The sequence below is a fragment of the Caulobacter sp. NIBR1757 genome (assembly GCF_027912495.1).
GTDB lineage: Bacteria > Pseudomonadota > Alphaproteobacteria > Caulobacterales > Caulobacteraceae > Caulobacter.
In genome coordinates this window covers 3,677,157-3,690,842 of the sequence record NZ_CP115463.1, presented here as the reverse complement: position 1 = coordinate 3,690,842, position 13,686 = coordinate 3,677,157, and the positions used below count along the sequence as shown (strand labels likewise).

The 13,686-nt window shown below is 68.4% G+C and carries 16 protein-coding genes; 4 read left to right on the top strand and 12 right to left on the bottom strand.

Translation table 11 applies throughout. The features are described from left to right. Window positions 1–16: 16 nt before the first annotated feature. A complete protein-coding gene (locus O5I81_RS17875) occupies window positions 17–1,870 on the bottom strand; it encodes a DEAD/DEAH box helicase (RefSeq protein WP_348637269.1) in 1,854 nt (617 codons plus the stop codon). Window positions 1,871–1,996: 126 nt separating this feature from the next. Here O5I81_RS17875 and O5I81_RS17870 point away from each other — a divergent pair, with 126 nt between their 5' ends. After that, window positions 1,997–2,998: an LLM class flavin-dependent oxidoreductase gene (locus O5I81_RS17870; protein ID WP_271066215.1), complete on the top strand. Its 1,002-nt coding sequence runs from the start codon at window positions 1,997–1,999 to the stop codon at window positions 2,996–2,998. Window positions 2,999–3,062: 64 nt separating this feature from the next. Here O5I81_RS17870 and O5I81_RS17865 read toward each other — a convergent pair whose 3' ends face one another. Then, window positions 3,063–3,542 (bottom strand): N-acetyltransferase, encoded by a 480-nt coding sequence (locus O5I81_RS17865; RefSeq protein ID WP_271066214.1) that lies wholly within the window; start codon window positions 3,540–3,542, stop codon window positions 3,063–3,065. A gap of 189 nt (window positions 3,543–3,731) precedes the next feature. On the opposite strand from O5I81_RS17865, the gene O5I81_RS17860 reads away from it, so the two are divergent. From O5I81_RS17860 to O5I81_RS17850, 3 genes are all read left to right on the top strand, one after another. Further along, the gene (locus O5I81_RS17860; RefSeq protein ID WP_271066213.1) at window positions 3,732–5,009 is read left to right on the top strand and encodes an MFS transporter; all 1,278 of its coding nucleotides are present in this window, start codon (window positions 3,732–3,734) and stop codon (window positions 5,007–5,009) included. A 215-nt stretch (window positions 5,010–5,224) separates the two neighbouring features. Then, window positions 5,225–6,142 (top strand): SDR family NAD(P)-dependent oxidoreductase, encoded by a 918-nt coding sequence (locus O5I81_RS17855; protein ID WP_271066212.1) that lies wholly within the window; start codon window positions 5,225–5,227, stop codon window positions 6,140–6,142. Window positions 6,143–6,153: 11 nt separating this feature from the next. Then, window positions 6,154–7,350, top strand: a complete 1,197-nt coding sequence (locus O5I81_RS17850; RefSeq protein ID WP_271066211.1) for an acetyl-CoA C-acetyltransferase — start codon at window positions 6,154–6,156, stop codon at window positions 7,348–7,350. Window positions 7,351–7,369: 19 nt separating this feature from the next. On the opposite strand, the gene O5I81_RS17845 is transcribed toward O5I81_RS17850, so the two are convergent. The 10 genes from O5I81_RS17845 to O5I81_RS17800 all read right to left on the bottom strand — a co-directional run bounded on the left by O5I81_RS17845 (window position 7,370) and on the right by O5I81_RS17800 (window position 13,581). Then, window positions 7,370–7,684, bottom strand: a complete 315-nt coding sequence (locus O5I81_RS17845) for a hypothetical protein (RefSeq protein WP_271066210.1) — start codon at window positions 7,682–7,684, stop codon at window positions 7,370–7,372. 15 nt (window positions 7,685–7,699) lie between these two features. Beyond that, on the bottom strand, window positions 7,700–8,005 hold the full coding sequence (locus O5I81_RS17840; RefSeq protein WP_271066209.1) for a hypothetical protein: 306 nt from the start codon (window positions 8,003–8,005) through the stop codon (window positions 7,700–7,702). 20 nt (window positions 8,006–8,025) lie between these two features. Next, window positions 8,026–8,331, bottom strand: a complete 306-nt coding sequence (locus O5I81_RS17835) for a hypothetical protein (RefSeq protein WP_271066208.1) — start codon at window positions 8,329–8,331, stop codon at window positions 8,026–8,028. An 83-nt stretch (window positions 8,332–8,414) separates the two neighbouring features. Continuing rightward, complete coding sequence (locus O5I81_RS17830; protein WP_271066207.1) at window positions 8,415–9,269, bottom strand: NAD(P)-dependent oxidoreductase; 855 nt, start codon at window positions 9,267–9,269, stop codon at window positions 8,415–8,417. 13 nt (window positions 9,270–9,282) lie between these two features. After that, on the bottom strand, window positions 9,283–9,867 hold the full coding sequence (locus O5I81_RS17825) for a hypothetical protein (protein ID WP_271066206.1): 585 nt from the start codon (window positions 9,865–9,867) through the stop codon (window positions 9,283–9,285). Continuing rightward, complete coding sequence (locus tag O5I81_RS17820; RefSeq protein ID WP_271066205.1) at window positions 9,864–10,832, bottom strand: SDR family NAD(P)-dependent oxidoreductase; 969 nt, start codon at window positions 10,830–10,832, stop codon at window positions 9,864–9,866. Before O5I81_RS17820 ends, O5I81_RS17825 begins: the two co-directional genes overlap by 4 nt. A 35-nt stretch (window positions 10,833–10,867) precedes the next feature. Then, on the bottom strand, window positions 10,868–11,665 hold the full coding sequence (locus tag O5I81_RS17815; protein WP_271066204.1) for an enoyl-CoA hydratase-related protein: 798 nt from the start codon (window positions 11,663–11,665) through the stop codon (window positions 10,868–10,870). Further along, window positions 11,662–12,105: a MarR family winged helix-turn-helix transcriptional regulator gene (locus tag O5I81_RS17810; RefSeq protein WP_271066203.1), complete on the bottom strand. Its 444-nt coding sequence runs from the start codon at window positions 12,103–12,105 to the stop codon at window positions 11,662–11,664. The genes O5I81_RS17815 and O5I81_RS17810 overlap by 4 nt, the downstream gene beginning before the upstream one ends. Window positions 12,106–12,196: 91 nt before the next feature. Continuing rightward, window positions 12,197–12,508 carry a hypothetical protein gene (locus O5I81_RS17805; protein WP_271066202.1) on the bottom strand — a complete coding sequence of 104 codons (312 nt, stop codon included), beginning with the start codon at window positions 12,506–12,508 and terminating at the stop codon, window positions 12,197–12,199. Then, a complete protein-coding gene (locus tag O5I81_RS17800) occupies window positions 12,508–13,581 on the bottom strand; it encodes an MBL fold metallo-hydrolase (RefSeq protein ID WP_271066201.1) in 1,074 nt (357 codons plus the stop codon). Before O5I81_RS17800 ends, O5I81_RS17805 begins: the two co-directional genes overlap by 1 nt. Window positions 13,582–13,686: the final 105 nt, after the last annotated feature.

Genomic DNA, 13,686 nt, shown 5'->3' with positions numbered 1-13,686 from the left:
AGGGCCTGCGCGAAGTCTACGGCTTATGCTTCTTGAACCCCGCCTTGCCGGGAGGCGGACCCTTGAACGGCGGTTTCTTCTCGTACGGCTTCTTCTCACCATACGGCTTGCGCGGACCACCCGGTCCGGCGCCCGACGGCCCTGCCGGACGCGGAGCCGGACCGGCCGGGCGCGGCGAGCGGGTATCGCCGATGCCCGGCGCCGTCGACGGCTCGATCTTCACGTCTTCCCGCGACGTCGCCCGCACCGCTTCGGCAAACCGCACCGAAGCTTCGGCGCTGATCTCGAACTTCGTCTCGCTGTCGAAGATCTTGATCGAGCCGACGTCCTTCTTGGTCACGTGACCCAGGCGGCAGATCATCGGCAGGATCCACTTCGGGTCGGCGTTCTTGCCGCGGCCGACGTTCAGGCGGAACCAGATGCCGTCGGTCATGCCGCCTTCGCGCGGCTCACGCGGCGCGTACTCGACGCGCTCGGGACGGTCGTAGCCGCCACGCGGGGCCTCGGAGCGTTCCGACCGCTCGCGCGGCGCACCCTTGGCGGGGCGCGCATCGGCGCCGCGGCCGTCGTCGTACAGTTCTTCCGGCTCGGGCAGGCCGCCGCGTTGCAGGCGCATGAAGGCCCCGGCGATCTCTTCCGGTGTCTTCTGTTCCAAGAGCAGCTTGCCCAGCGCCAGGTCTTCCTCGCCCACGGGCTCGAAGGTCATCGCCGTTTCCAGCAGGCGGGCCTTGTCGCGCTCGCGGATTTCCTCGGCCCCGGGCGGGCCGCTCCAGCCGGCGTCGATGTTGGCCGAGCCGAACAGCATCTCCGCCTTGCGGCGACGGGTGTAGGGCACGATCAGAACGCTGGTGCCCTTGCGGCCCGCGCGGCCGGTCCGGCCCGAACGGTGCAGCAGGGTGGCCTTGTTCTGCGGCAGGTCGGCGTGGATGACGAGGCCGAGGTCGGGCAAGTCGAGGCCGCGCGCGGCGACGTCGGTGGCGACACAGACGCGGGCGTGACCGTCACGCAGGGCCTGCAGCGCATCGGAGCGTTCGCGCTGACTCAGTTCACCGGACAGGCCGACGACGGCAAAGCCGCGTTCCTTCAGGGACGCCTGCAGGTGCCGCACGGCTTCACGGGTGTGACAGAAGACCAGGGCGCCGGGGGATTCGAAGTAGCGCAGCACGTTGACGACGGCATGCTCCACCTCGTTCGGCGCCACGCGGACGGCGCGGTAGTCGATGTCGACGTGCGGCTGGTCCTTGCTGGTGGTGTCGATGCGCAGGGCGTCGTTCTGGAACTTGCGGGCCAGCAGGGCGATGTCCTTGGCGATCGTCGCCGAGAACAGCAGGGTGCGGCGCGTTTCCGGCGCCGTCTCGAGGATGAATTCCAGGTCCTCGCGGAAGCCCAGGTCCAGCATCTCGTCGGCCTCGTCGAGCACGACGACCTTCAGGCTGGTCAGTTCCAGATTGCCGCGTTCCAGGTGGTCGCGCAGGCGGCCGGGGGTGCCGACGACGATATGGGCGCCGAAGTTCAGGGCGCGGGCCTCGGCCCGGGCGTCCATGCCGCCGACGCAGGAGACGATCTTGGCGCCGGTCTTGCCGTACAGCCAGGTCAGCTCGCGCTGCACCTGGATGGCCAGTTCGCGGGTCGGGGCGATGATCAGGGCCAGCGGCGCATCGGCGCGGCCGAACCGCTCTTCGGTCCCCAGCAGGCTCTCGGCCATGGCGATGCCGAAGGCGACGGTCTTGCCCGAGCCCGTCTGGGCGCTGACCAGCAGGTCCTGGCCGTCGGAGGCTTCCAGCACGGCGGACTGGACGGAGGTCGGGGTTTCATAGCCGCGCTCGAGGAGCGCCGCGTCGAGGGCGGGGTGGCTGGCGGGGAAGGTCATTCAGGGTCGTTTCATGGTGCAGTGCACAATGGCGCACGCGGGAGGGCGGGGCTGATACGCTCTATTGAGGGAAAACACCAGCGTTACGGCTTGGATGCAAGGCAGGTCCGTTCCTATATGCAACCCATGACCAAGCTCTCCGTCCTCGATCTGGCTCCCATCGCCCAGGGCAGCAACGCCGCCCAGGCCTTCGCCAACAGCGTCTCCCTGGCCCAGACCGCCGAGCGTCTCGGCTATGAGCGCTTCTGGCTGGCCGAGCACCACAACATGAAGGGCATCGCAAGCGCCGCGACCAGCATCGTCATCGGCCATGTGGCGCAGCAGACCAAGACCATCCGCGTCGGGGCCGGCGGCGTCATGCTGCCCAACCACGCCCCGCTGATCATCGCCGAGCAGTTCGGCACGCTCGCCAGCCTCTATCCGGACCGCATCGACCTGGGCATCGGCCGCGCCCCCGGCACCGACCAGCTGACCGCCCAGGCCCTGCGCCGGAACCTGTCGGGCAACATCGACCAGTTCCCGCGCGATGTGCTGGAGATCATCCAGTACCTGGGCCCGGACAACCCCGACGCCCGCGTCCGCGCCGTGCCCGGCTACGGAACCAACGTCCCGGTCTGGATCCTTGGCTCCAGCACCTACGGCGCCCAGCTGGCCGCCGCGCTCGGCCTGCCCTACGCCTTCGCCAGCCACTTCGCCCCCGGCGAACTCGACTTCGCCCTCGACCTCTACCGCCGCCAGTTCCGCCCCTCGGAACATCTCGACAAGCCCTACGTCATGGCCGGCTTCAACATCTTCGCCGCCGATACGACGGCGGAAGCGAAGCTGCTCTTCACCTCCCTGCAACAGGCCTTCGTCAACCTTCGCACCGGCAACCCCGGCCAGCTGCCGCCGCCCATCGAAGGTTATGGCGAGCGCCTGGACCCGCAGGCGGCGGGCATGCTGGCCAATGCTCTGAGCTGCTCGGCCGTCGGCGACCGCGACGTCGTCCGCGCCGGCCTGCAGGCCTTCATCGACCGCACCCAGGTGGACGAGGTGATCATCACGGCGCAGATCTTCGATCACCAGGCGCGGCTGAAGTCCTACGAGATCGTGGCGGAAGTCCACGCGGGCCTGAAGGCCGCCGCCTAGCGCGAAGGCGCAAGGTTCTCGCTCTCCGCCCCTGGGGCGGAGAGCGACTTCCGCGCCGCTTCCTCTAAACCCGCGCCAGGCCTTCAGGCGCTACGGCGTCATCCGCCAACGCCTTCCAAAGCACCCGCCGCTGATCCACCGGCCCCGGCATCCGCACCCCCGGCGCCGGCTCAAATCCCATCCGTCCGAAGTACGGCGCATCCCCGACCAGGAAGACGCTTCCCCAGCCGGCCGCCTTCGCCGCCGCGCAGGCCCGCGCCACCAGCTCCGCGCCGATCCCGTGCTTGCGCGCGTCCGCCTCGACCGCGATCGGCCCAAGGAAAACGCTCGTCCCATCCCCAACCTTCACAGGCCACATCCGCACCGACCCCAGCAGCGCCTCACCGCGCCACGCGCTGATCGACAGGTCCGCGATCAGCACATTGCCCTCGCGCAGCCGCTCGGCCGCCTTGGCATAGCGCCCGGGCCCAAAGGCCCGGTCGGTCAGGTCGAGGATCAGGGGCGCATCCTCGGGCGCTTCGGGACGGTAGGTGATGTCGGTCATGGGGCTCAGCACAGGCAACAGGAACAGGGGCTCGCCCGGCCCTGCCGGTGAGCGGTCAACGGCGCCCGGGTCGGACGCGGAAGGGGGTTCGTCGCAGAGCCTTCATCACGGCGCGGCCAATAGGGCTCCAACGAACCAGCGTCAACGCCGTTGCAGCGCGTGGCCCCAAAGGCCAAGCTAGGCGCGCCCATGAGCGACTCCCCCGATACGCCCGCCGATCCCGAAGACACCTCCGTCCGCGCCCTGCTGCGCGAGCGTGACTACGTCTTCTTCTGGTTCTCCCGCTGGACCGCCGTGCTCGGCGTCCAGATCCAGAGCGTGGCCCTGGGCTGGCACGTCTACGACATCGCCCGCCGCACCATGGACGTGAAGCAGTCGGCCCTGATGGTCAGCCTGATCGGGCTGGTCTCCTTCGTGCCCGTTCTGCTGCTGGCCCTGCCGGCCGGAGAGACCGCCGACCGCCACAACCGCCGCCGCATCGTGCTGATCTGCTATGGCGTCGAGATCATCGTCGCCGCCGCCCTCGCCGCCGCCGCCTTCTGGCAGCGCGAGACGATTCCACTGCTGCTGGGCGCCGCCATCGTCTTCGGCGCGGCCCGGGCCTACTTCTCGCCGGCCAACACGGCGCTCGGCCCCATGCTGGTCTCCCGCGCCCTGCTGCCGCGCGCCATCGCCTGGAATTCGCTGGCCTGGCAGACCGGCTCGATCATCGGGCCGGCCCTGGGCGGCTTCCTGATCGCCGTCTCGCTCAGCGCCCCCTACACCGCCTCCCTGATCCTCTACATCGTCGCCGGCCTCTGCATGCTGATGATCCGCGGCAACGCCCAACCCCAGCTGCAGCCCGGCTCCCGCTGGTCCCTGATGAAGGAGGGGCTGGCCTATGTCTGGAACAACAAGATCGTCTTCGGGGCCATCTCCCTGGACCTTGCCGCCGTCATCCTCGGCGGCGCCGTCGCCCTGCTGCCGGTGTTCGCCCGCGACGTGCTTGTCCTGACGCCCGACCAGCAGGCCTGGGCGTTCGGGTTGCTGCGCGCCTCGCCGGCCATCGGCGCCGCCCTGGTCGCCGTCTATCTGGCGGCCAACCCGATCCATCGCCGCGCCGGCCTGATCATGTTCCTTTCCGTCGCCCTGTTCGGGGCCTTCACCATCGTCTTTGGCCTGTCGAAGTCGCTTTGGCTCTCGGTCGCCGCCCTGGCCATCCTCGGCGGGGCCGACATGGTCAGCGTCTATGTCCGCCAGACCCTGATCCAGCTGGCCACCCCCGACTATATGCGTGGCCGGGTCGCCACCGTCTCGTCGCTGTTCATCGGCGCCTCCAACGAGCTTGGCGAATTCGAGACCGGCCTCGTGGCCCGTTTCCTGGGCCCTGTCGGGGCGGCGGTGTTCGGCGGCGTCGGAGCCCTGGCCGTCACCGGCCTCTGGGCCTGGATGTTCCCGCAACTGCGCAAGGCCGACCGGTTGGTCTAGCGGGGGACTGGATCGCCGCGCAAAGGCGCGACCCGATTGCCTTCGCGGCTGGAGCGGCGTTCCTGTCCCCGACCTGCGCCGATCGGGGACAGGTAGCGCGCGCCAACCGCTGGCGCGCCGTCGTCTGACCGTCTGCGCGCGCAACCAGTCCCCCTTGCCTGACCCTGCGTCTCCCCCCTAAACCGAAGCCAACAATCGTTTGAGGGAGAGCTTCCATGGGCGTTCTGTCGGGCAAGGTCGTGATCGTCACCGGCGCCGCCGGCGGCATCGGCAAGGAGTGCGCGCTGCTGGCCGCGCGCGAGGGCGCCAAGGTGGTCGTCAATGACCTGGGCGGCAGCGTCGGCGGCGGCGACGAGGGCGACGCCGGCCCCGCGCAACAGACCGCCAACGAGATCAAGGCCGCCGGCGGCGAGGCCGTCGCCAACTCCGACAGCGTCACCAGCATGGCCGCCGTCAAGGCCATGGTCGAACAGGCCAAGGACGAGTTCGGCGGCCTGCACGCCATCATCAATCCGGCCGGCATCCTGCGCGACAAGATGTTCCACAAGATGGACGACGAGGACTGGGACCGCGTCATCGAGGTTCACCTGCGCGGCGCCTACAACGTCTCCCGCGCCGCCGTCGAACTGTTCCGCGACCAGCAGGAAGGCTCCTACGTCCACTTCACCTCGACCTCTGGGCTGATCGGCAACATCGGCCAGGCCAACTACGCCGCCGCCAAGCTCGGCGTCATGGGCCTCTCGCGCATCCTGGCCATGGAAGGGGCGCTGAAGAACGTCCGCTCCAACATCATTGCCCCCTTCGCCTGGACCCGGATGATCGCCACCATCCCGGTCAAGGACGAGGCCTCGGCCGAGCGCGTCGGCCGGATGAAGAACGCCATGCGCGCCGACCAGGTCGCCCAGCTGGCCGTGGCGCTCGCCAGCCCGGAAGCCAAGGACGTCTCGGGCCAGATCTTCGCCGTGCGCGGCAACGAGGTCATCCTGTTCGACCAGCCCCGCCCGGTCCGCAACATGGCCAACCTCGAAGGCTGGACCCCCCGCTCGCTGCTCGACGTCGCCCTTCCGGCGATGAAGAACAGCTTCTTCGACACCGGCGCGTCCGCCTCGGTGTTCCCATACGACCCGATCTGAGGATCAAGCTCATGCGCCGCGCCGCTATCGTCAGCCCCCTCCGCACCGCCGTCGGCAAGTTCCAGGGCAGCCTCGCCAGCATGACCGCCGGCGAGATCGGCGGCGTCATCATCAAGGAATTGGTCGAACGCACGAAGATCGACCCGGAACGGATCGACGACGTCACGTTTGCGCATGGCTATCCCAACGGCGAGGCGCCCTGCATCGCCCGTTGGTCGCTGCTGCAGGCCGGCCTGCCGATCGGCATCCCCGGCGTCTCCATGGACCGCCGCTGCGGCTCAGGGCTGCAGGCGGTGATCGACGCGGCCATGCGCATCCAGACCGGGGCCGCCGACGTCGTCATCGCCGGCGGCTGCGAGAGCATGAGCAATGTCGAGTACTACTCGACCGACATGCGCAACGGCGCCCGCGCCGGCAGCGTCGTCATGCACGATCGCCTGGCCCGCGGCCGGGTGATGAGCCAGCCCGTCGAGCGCTTCGGCGTCATCAGCGGCATGATCGAGACCGCCGACAACCTGGCCCGCGACTACCAGATCAGTCGCGAGGAGGCTGACGAATATGCGGTGATGAGCCACCAGCGCGCCGCCAAGGCCTGGGCCGAGAACCGCTTCGCCGACGAGCTGGTGCCGGTTTCGGTCAAGCAGAAGAAGGGCGATCCTATCGTCTTCGCACATGACGAGGGCTACCGCGCCGACGCCACGATGGAGAGCCTCGGCAAGCTGCGCGCCCTGGAGAAGGACGGCGTCGTCACCGCCGGCAACGCCAGCCAGCAGAACGACGCCGGCGCCGCCTGCCTGGTGGTCGCCGAGGACAAGCTGGAGGAACTGGGCCTCGAACCCATCGGCTGGTTCCACAGCTGGGCCGCCGCCGGCTGCGAGCCCTCGCGCATGGGCATCGGCCCGGTGCCGGCCGTCGAGCGCCTGTTCGCCCGCAACGGTCTCGGTTGGAGCGACATCGATCTGGTCGAACTGAACGAGGCTTTCGCCCCGCAGGTGCTGGCCGTGCTCAAGGGCTGGAACTGGGACGACCGCGACAAGCTGAACGTCAACGGCGGCGGCATCAGCCTCGGCCACCCCATCGGCGCGACCGGCGGCCGCATCCTGGCCAACCTGCTGCACGAGATGCAACGCCGCGAGGTCCGCTACGGCCTCGAGACCATGTGCATCGGAGGCGGTCAGGGCATCGCGGCGGTGTTCGAGCGGGCTTAGCGCCCGCTCGATCCAGGTCTTACGACTTCGGCGCGCTGGTCAGGCTGCGACGGGTGATGTCGTCGAGGTTTTCCTTGGCGTTCTGCTCGTCGGCCGCCCATTCGCCGGCCGTCCGGCACAGCTTTTTGCCGGGCGTGCGCGAACCGGTCGGGTTGACCCGCTTGCAGACCACGCGCGACTTGTCGTCGTCATGGCTCTTCTTGTCGCCGCCGATCGCCACCGGGGCGACGGTGGTGGCGGTCGGTTCGGTGGCCCGGAAAGCCCCCGGGGCGGCCATGGCCGGCATGGCCAGAGCGGCCATCGCCGCCGAAACGATCAGAGTGCGGATGATCATCGTTCTTCTCCCTGTCTAGCGACCGCCACTGGCGTTCTGGATCTTGTTGACGGTGCTGTTCAGCCGGATCTGCATTTCCAGCTCGCGCTTGGCGTCGTCCGACTGGCGGTCCCATTCCTCGGCGGTCTTGCAGACCTTTTTGGTCGGCATGCGGCTGCCGGTAACGACCAGCACCTTGCACAGGCGCCCGTCCTTGTCCTTCACCTTGCGGCCGTCGCTGCCGACGGTGCCGGGCTTGGCGGTGATGGTCTGCACCTGCGCCAAGGCGGCGGTCGGCGCGAGCAGGGCGAGGGCGCAGGCCCCGGCGATCAGACGTTTCATGGTTGTCCCCTCAGACTTGATCATGACTGGATGCAGACCCCGTTGGGGCCGATGATGCAATTGCGCATGGCGCCGTTGTGCTGGATTTTCTCCAACTCTTCCTTGGCGTGCTTTTCCTCGGCCGCCCATTGCTCAGGCGTGCGGCAAACCTTGCGGGTCGGCAACCGGCTGCCCAGCACCGTCCGGCTCTTGCAGAGGGTCCCGTCCGACCGCATCGACTTCTGCTCGGCCTTGGCCTTCGGGCTGGCCGTGATGGTGTTGACCTGGGCCTGCGCGGCGAGCGGCAGCATCAGCGCGGCGGCGGCCAGAACGACGGCAAATCGCATCCCAATTCCCCCGGGAACAGACGACGAGGGAACACCGTCCGCCGAAATGGACGATTGTTCAAGACTGTTGCTTGAAATGGCCGTCAGCCGATCTTCACTCCGGGTGGCGGCGGCATGTCTTCGGGCACGAAGAAGTCGGGCATCAGCGGCCGGCTCGGATCGACGCGATAGGGCTCGAAATCCCGCACGCCCTCACCATAGAGGAAGCTGTCGTCGATCAGGAAATTGCCGGTGAAGGTGGAAGCTTGCTTGTTGAAGATGGCATAGGCCGCGTCGGCCATGATCTCCGGCGTGCGGCACATCCGCATGCCGTCGTCGCCGGCCAGGGCGAACTGGATGGCCGCCGTCGCGATGCCGGTGCGCGGCCACAGGCCGTTGAAGGCGATCTGGCCCCGGTACTCGTCGCTCATCCCCAGCATGCACAGGCTCATGCCGTACTTGGCCATCGAATAGGCGACATGCCGCCCGAACCAGTGCGGGGCCAGATCGAGGGGAGGGGACAGGGCCAGCACATGCGGATTGGCCGCCTTCTTCAGGTGAGGGATGCAGGCCTTGGAGGTCAGGAAGGTTCCGCGCGCGTTGACCTGGTTCATCAGGTCGAACCGCTTCATCTCGGTCTGCTCGGTGCCGGTCGGCTGGATGGCCGAGGCGTTGTTGACGCAGATGTCGATGCCGCCGAACGCCGCCACCGTCTTCTCGACCGCGTCGTATACCGAGGCCTCGTCCCGCACGTCGACGACCAGCGGCAGAGCCCTTCCGCCCGCCGCCTCGATCTCCGCCGCCGCCGAATAGATGGTCCCCGGCAGATGCTTGTGCGGCTCGGCCGTCTTGGCCGCCACGGCGATGTTGGCGCCGTCCTTGGCGGCCTTCAGGGCGATGGCCAGGCCGATGCCCCGGCTGGCGCCGGTGATGAACAGGGTCTTGCCTGCGAGGCTCATGATCGTCTCCTGGCTATGGTTGTTGGCGCCGGAACCGGCAACTGGCCCTACGCACGGTCAAGCTGTCTACGGTGCGAGCCTTGACCAAGGTCACCATCTCGTCGCTGGACAAAGTCACAAGTTCGGACTCCAGCCAGTCGGCGGGATTCCGGAAGCTGCAGCCGGTCATTCGCATGCCGTCGCGGATTTTGGACAGGCGAGCCCGGCAGTCCATGGTGAGTCTTGAATACATGGCCTGTTCGCGATCCTCGCCCAGCAGGTCGGCGGGGTCTCCCCGGTAGGGCATCAGTGCGACGTCTCGGTCTCGCATCGGCGTCATCAAGACCACACGCCGACTGTCTGGCGACTCGATCCCATTGCGGGCAGTCCGACTGGTAAGCCAGCGGTAGTCTGAAACCGGATCCCGCATGTTCTCTGTGACGCGCGCGATGACCACGGTCTGCCCCGGGCAGCCCGGGTCGCTGCCGTCCGGCTCAGACACCCAGGTTCCGATGGCAAGGTTGATGAACTGGTCGAGCCGCGTCAATTTCTCCGGCCCGGTCGGCGTCGCGCAGCCGGCCAGCGCTAGGGCGCCGGCCAGCATGGCAATCAGTTTCATGCACCAGCCCCTGTCGTCTCCACGCTCAAGGCCCAAAGCCGCTCGGCGCTTTCCGGGTTCAGCGCATGCGGCATCACACCGGCTCGCGGGTTCTCCTTCGACCACGGCACGGCCTGGGCGCAGTCTTCCAGGTACAGCCCGCCAATCCCCTCAAGCTCAGGCCCCACCGCCGCCCAGACGCTGGTGCTGGCGCCCTGTTCGGTGGTCTTGAAGCCGGTCACCGCCTTGTCGTTCTCGTCCAGCCAGCCCATCGCCCGCTGTTCCTCGATGGGCAGGTGACGCTGCAGCGGGGTGAGGATGCCGCCCGGCATGACGGCGTTGGCGGTGACGCCCTGGTCCCTGAACCGCCTGCTGAAGCCCACGGCGAACAGGGCATTGGCCGTCTTGGCCTGGCCGTAGGACGCCCACTTCTCATAGTCGCCCTGGCGGAAGTGGGGGTCGTCCCAGCGGATGTCGCTGCGCACATGGCCGATCGACGACAGCGACACCAGCCGCGAGGTCTTGCCGCTCGCCTTGGCCCCGGCGATCAGCGCCGGCGTCAGCAGCGCCGTCATCAGGAAGTGGCCGAAATGGTTGGTGCCGATCTGCATCTCCAGCCCGTCCTTGGTGTGATCCAGCGGACAGGCCATGACGGCGGCATTGTTGATCAGGATGTTCAGCGGCCGCGCGCCCCACCGCGCCCCGAAGGCGCGGATCGAGGCGAAGTCGGACAGGTCGAGCATCTCGAAGCTGACCTTGCCTTTGGCCGTCTTCTCGACGTCGGCAATGGCCGCCGCCGCCAGGTCCGGCTTGCGGGCTGCGATGACGACGTCGGCGCCGGCCTCGGCCAGGGCGCGCACGGTCTCGACGCCGATGCCGGTGGCGGCGCCGGTGACGATGATGGTCTGCCCGCTCAGGTCATGCCCCGCGACCACCTCGCGGGCGGTCGAGTAGCGCTGGAAGGGCGAAGTGATGCGATCGCTCATGGGTGTTTCCTCCGTTTGTTTTGTTGGAAGGCGGCTCAGCCGACCTTCGAAAAGTCCGCCGGACGCTTCTGGAAGAAGGCCGCGAAGGCCTCCGCCGCCTCGGCCGACTGCAGACGCTCGCCGAAGTATCGGCCTTCGATATCCATCAGCTCGGCGATCTTGTCGGCGTCGCGCATCAGCCGCTTGGTGACCTTCAGCGCCCCGATCGGCCGCTTGGCCAGCGCCTGGGCCGCCGCCATCGCCGCCCCCACGACCTCATCGGACGGCAGGCATTTGTTGGCGATCCCCGTCGTCACCGCCTCCTCGCCCATCATCGCCTCGCCCAGCGCGAACATCGCATAGGCCCGCGCATGGCCGATCCGGGCCGGCAGCAGCCAGCTCGACGCCGCTTCCGGCACCAGGGCCAGGCCCACGAACGGCGTCGTCAGCTTGGCTTCCGGCGAGACATAGACCAGGTCGCAATGCAGCAGCATCGTCGTCCCGACCCCGACCGCCAGACCCTGCACCGCCGCCACCAGCGGCTTCTCGGCCCGGGCCAGGGCCTTCAGGAACCGGGTCACATTGCGCTCCCCGGCCGGACGCTCGCCGGCGTCGCGGCTGGTGTCGCCCGACGAATTCTGGGCGGCGAAATCGCTGACATCGTTGCCGGCGCTGAAGGCCGGGCTGGATGACTTGAACAGCACCGCCCGGATGGCCGGGTCGGTCTCGGCCTGGCCCAGGCTGTCGGCGAGCACCTTGTACATGCCGTCGGTCAGGGCGTTCTTCTTGTCGGGCCGGTTGAAGGTCAGGGTCATCACCCCGGCTTCGATCTCGACGAGGATATGGTCGCTCATTTGGGGGCTCCTTGCGGGAAACGGGCCTGCAGGCTGGTCAGCCAGCGGGCGACGGTGTCGATCTCGGCCTCGCTGAAGCCGTCGGTGATCTGATTGTTGATGTAGTCCAGCCCGGCCTTGGCGTAGTCGCGCCCGGCCCGGCCCTTGTCGGTCATGTGGATGCGCTGCGCCCGCCCGTCGCCGGGGTCGGCCCGCCGCTCGACCAGGCCCGCCCGCTCCATGCGGTCGATCAGCCCGCTCATGGCGCTGGGCGCCGTATCCAGCGCCTCGGCCACCTCGCCGATCAGCGCCCCGTCCTGCTTGCCGAGGAAGAACAGCACGCCGGACTGCGCGCTCGTCAGCCCGCCCTTGGCCGCCATCTCGGCCTCGATCCAGCGCTGCACCCGCCGGTTGGCGGCGCTGAGCAGGAACATCAGCCGACGGTTGGGAGGCGGAGCCATGCCACTGTTATATGCTTCGTATGCGAAACATCAAGTTCGTGTGCGAAACAAATTCGATGCCTGCTTTGGTCAGCGGCGGGCTGGGCAAGGATCAGCTGTCGCGCCGCTCGCGTAGCACCCGGCGAGCTTCGTCGACGATGTCACTGCCCTCGATCTCGTCCCGGCCGCCGGTGTGGGTTGCGATGACAATCCAAGTGGTCAGCATTTCCACCGCCGTCAGCCCGAAGCTGACGTTGGCCAGCCAACCCGGGAGCCCGCTGTTGAGCAGCCATAGCGACAGCCAGAACAGGCCGCCGCCGCCACCGATGCCGACAATCAGCACGAACGCGCCAGCTACAGTGACCGGCTTGGACCGGCCAAAGGCTGTGCGCTCAAACCAGATGTCGGAGCGCCGGCGGTACATCACGCCGCCCGATACCACGTCACCCCGTCCGCATCCGTCTCCGCCACGGCCCGTCCCCGCCCGATCAGGCAGTTCAGGTGCGCCAGGCTCTCGCCCGTCGCCATGCCCATCAGCTCCGGACCGATGGGCCGGGCGAACAGGCTGCCGAACACGTCGATGGACCGCTTGGGCGCCTCACTGATCGACTTCTCCAGCCGGCCCAGCTGCCGCTCATGCCCGGCCGCCAGGTGGTCGAGCCGCGCGTGGACGCCGTAGAAGGGGTCGTTGTGGGCCGGCAGGGTCAGCACCCCGGCCGGGATCGAGGCCTTCAGCTTGGCCAGGCTCTCCAGCCAGTCGGTCAGCGGATCGCCGTCCGGCTCGGTCGGAAACACCGACACGTTGCTGCTGATCCGCGGCAACACCTGGTCGCCGCTGATGAACAGGTTGAGCGCCGGACACCACAGGCAGGCATGGTCCGGCGAATGGCCGTTGCCGGTGATCACCGTCCAGTCATGCTCGCCGATGCGGAAGGTCTCGCCGTCGCTCATCCGCCGATAGCTGTCGGGCAGCTGGTAGATGCCCTTGCCGAAGCCCCCGAAGCGGGCCCGGTAGTTGTCGATGGCGTCCTCGTCCCAGCCGGCCGCCTTGTAGAACCGCAGGCCGTCCTCGGGCGCCTCGCGCCCGGTGTCGGCCACCAGCATCCGGCACTGGATATACTCCAGCCGCGTCATCCACAGCCGGCACTGGAACTTGCGGGTCATCCAGCCGGCCAGGCCGATGTGGTCGGGGTGCAGGTGGGTGACGATCACCCGGGTGATCGGCTTTCCGCCCAGGGCGCCCTTGAAGGCCTCGCGCCAGGCCTGCGCCGTCTCGCGCGTCTGCATGCCGGTATCGACGATGCACCAGCCCTCGCCGTCGGCCAGGGCCCAGACGTTGATGAAACCCAACGGCCCGCCCAGCGGCTGGCGCAGCCACAGAACCCCCGGCGCGATCTCCACCGCGTCGCCCGCGCCCGGCGTCGGCACGGTCTCGAACGGGTAGTCGAGCTTGGGCCGGCGAAGCTCCGCCGAGATGTCTTCCACGCCGTCGTGCACAGTGTCTCTCCGATGAACGCCGCCATCATCCCGCGTTCACGCGGACGCCGCAATTGCGCCTGTAAGGTTAGACATCTTGACCGGCCAGAGATCGGGGCGTTTAAA

What these genes read in the sequence shown, in the direction of transcription:
- O5I81_RS17875 (WP_348637269.1), bottom strand. Translation starts at nt 1,870, where the DNA reads ATGACCTTCCCCGCCAGCCACCCCGCCCTCGACGCGGCGCTCCTCGAG.
- O5I81_RS17870 (WP_271066215.1), top strand. Translation starts at nt 1,997, where the DNA reads ATGACCAAGCTCTCCGTCCTCGATCTGGCTCCCATCGCCCAGGGCAGC.
- O5I81_RS17865 (WP_271066214.1), bottom strand. Translation starts at nt 3,542, where the DNA reads ATGACCGACATCACCTACCGTCCCGAAGCGCCCGAGGATGCGCCCCTG.
- O5I81_RS17860 (WP_271066213.1), top strand. Translation starts at nt 3,732, where the DNA reads ATGAGCGACTCCCCCGATACGCCCGCCGATCCCGAAGACACCTCCGTC.
- O5I81_RS17855 (WP_271066212.1), top strand. Translation starts at nt 5,225, where the DNA reads ATGGGCGTTCTGTCGGGCAAGGTCGTGATCGTCACCGGCGCCGCCGGC.
- O5I81_RS17850 (WP_271066211.1), top strand. Translation starts at nt 6,154, where the DNA reads ATGCGCCGCGCCGCTATCGTCAGCCCCCTCCGCACCGCCGTCGGCAAG.
- O5I81_RS17845 (WP_271066210.1), bottom strand. Translation starts at nt 7,684, where the DNA reads ATGATCATCCGCACTCTGATCGTTTCGGCGGCGATGGCCGCTCTGGCC.
- O5I81_RS17840 (WP_271066209.1), bottom strand. Translation starts at nt 8,005, where the DNA reads ATGAAACGTCTGATCGCCGGGGCCTGCGCCCTCGCCCTGCTCGCGCCG.
- O5I81_RS17835 (WP_271066208.1), bottom strand. Translation starts at nt 8,331, where the DNA reads ATGCGATTTGCCGTCGTTCTGGCCGCCGCCGCGCTGATGCTGCCGCTC.
- O5I81_RS17830 (WP_271066207.1), bottom strand. Translation starts at nt 9,269, where the DNA reads ATGAGCCTCGCAGGCAAGACCCTGTTCATCACCGGCGCCAGCCGGGGC.
- O5I81_RS17825 (WP_271066206.1), bottom strand. Translation starts at nt 9,867, where the DNA reads ATGAAACTGATTGCCATGCTGGCCGGCGCCCTAGCGCTGGCCGGCTGC.
- O5I81_RS17820 (WP_271066205.1), bottom strand. Translation starts at nt 10,832, where the DNA reads ATGAGCGATCGCATCACTTCGCCCTTCCAGCGCTACTCGACCGCCCGC.
- O5I81_RS17815 (WP_271066204.1), bottom strand. Translation starts at nt 11,665, where the DNA reads ATGAGCGACCATATCCTCGTCGAGATCGAAGCCGGGGTGATGACCCTG.
- O5I81_RS17810 (WP_271066203.1), bottom strand. Translation starts at nt 12,105, where the DNA reads ATGGCTCCGCCTCCCAACCGTCGGCTGATGTTCCTGCTCAGCGCCGCC.
- O5I81_RS17805 (WP_271066202.1), bottom strand. Translation starts at nt 12,508, where the DNA reads ATGTACCGCCGGCGCTCCGACATCTGGTTTGAGCGCACAGCCTTTGGC.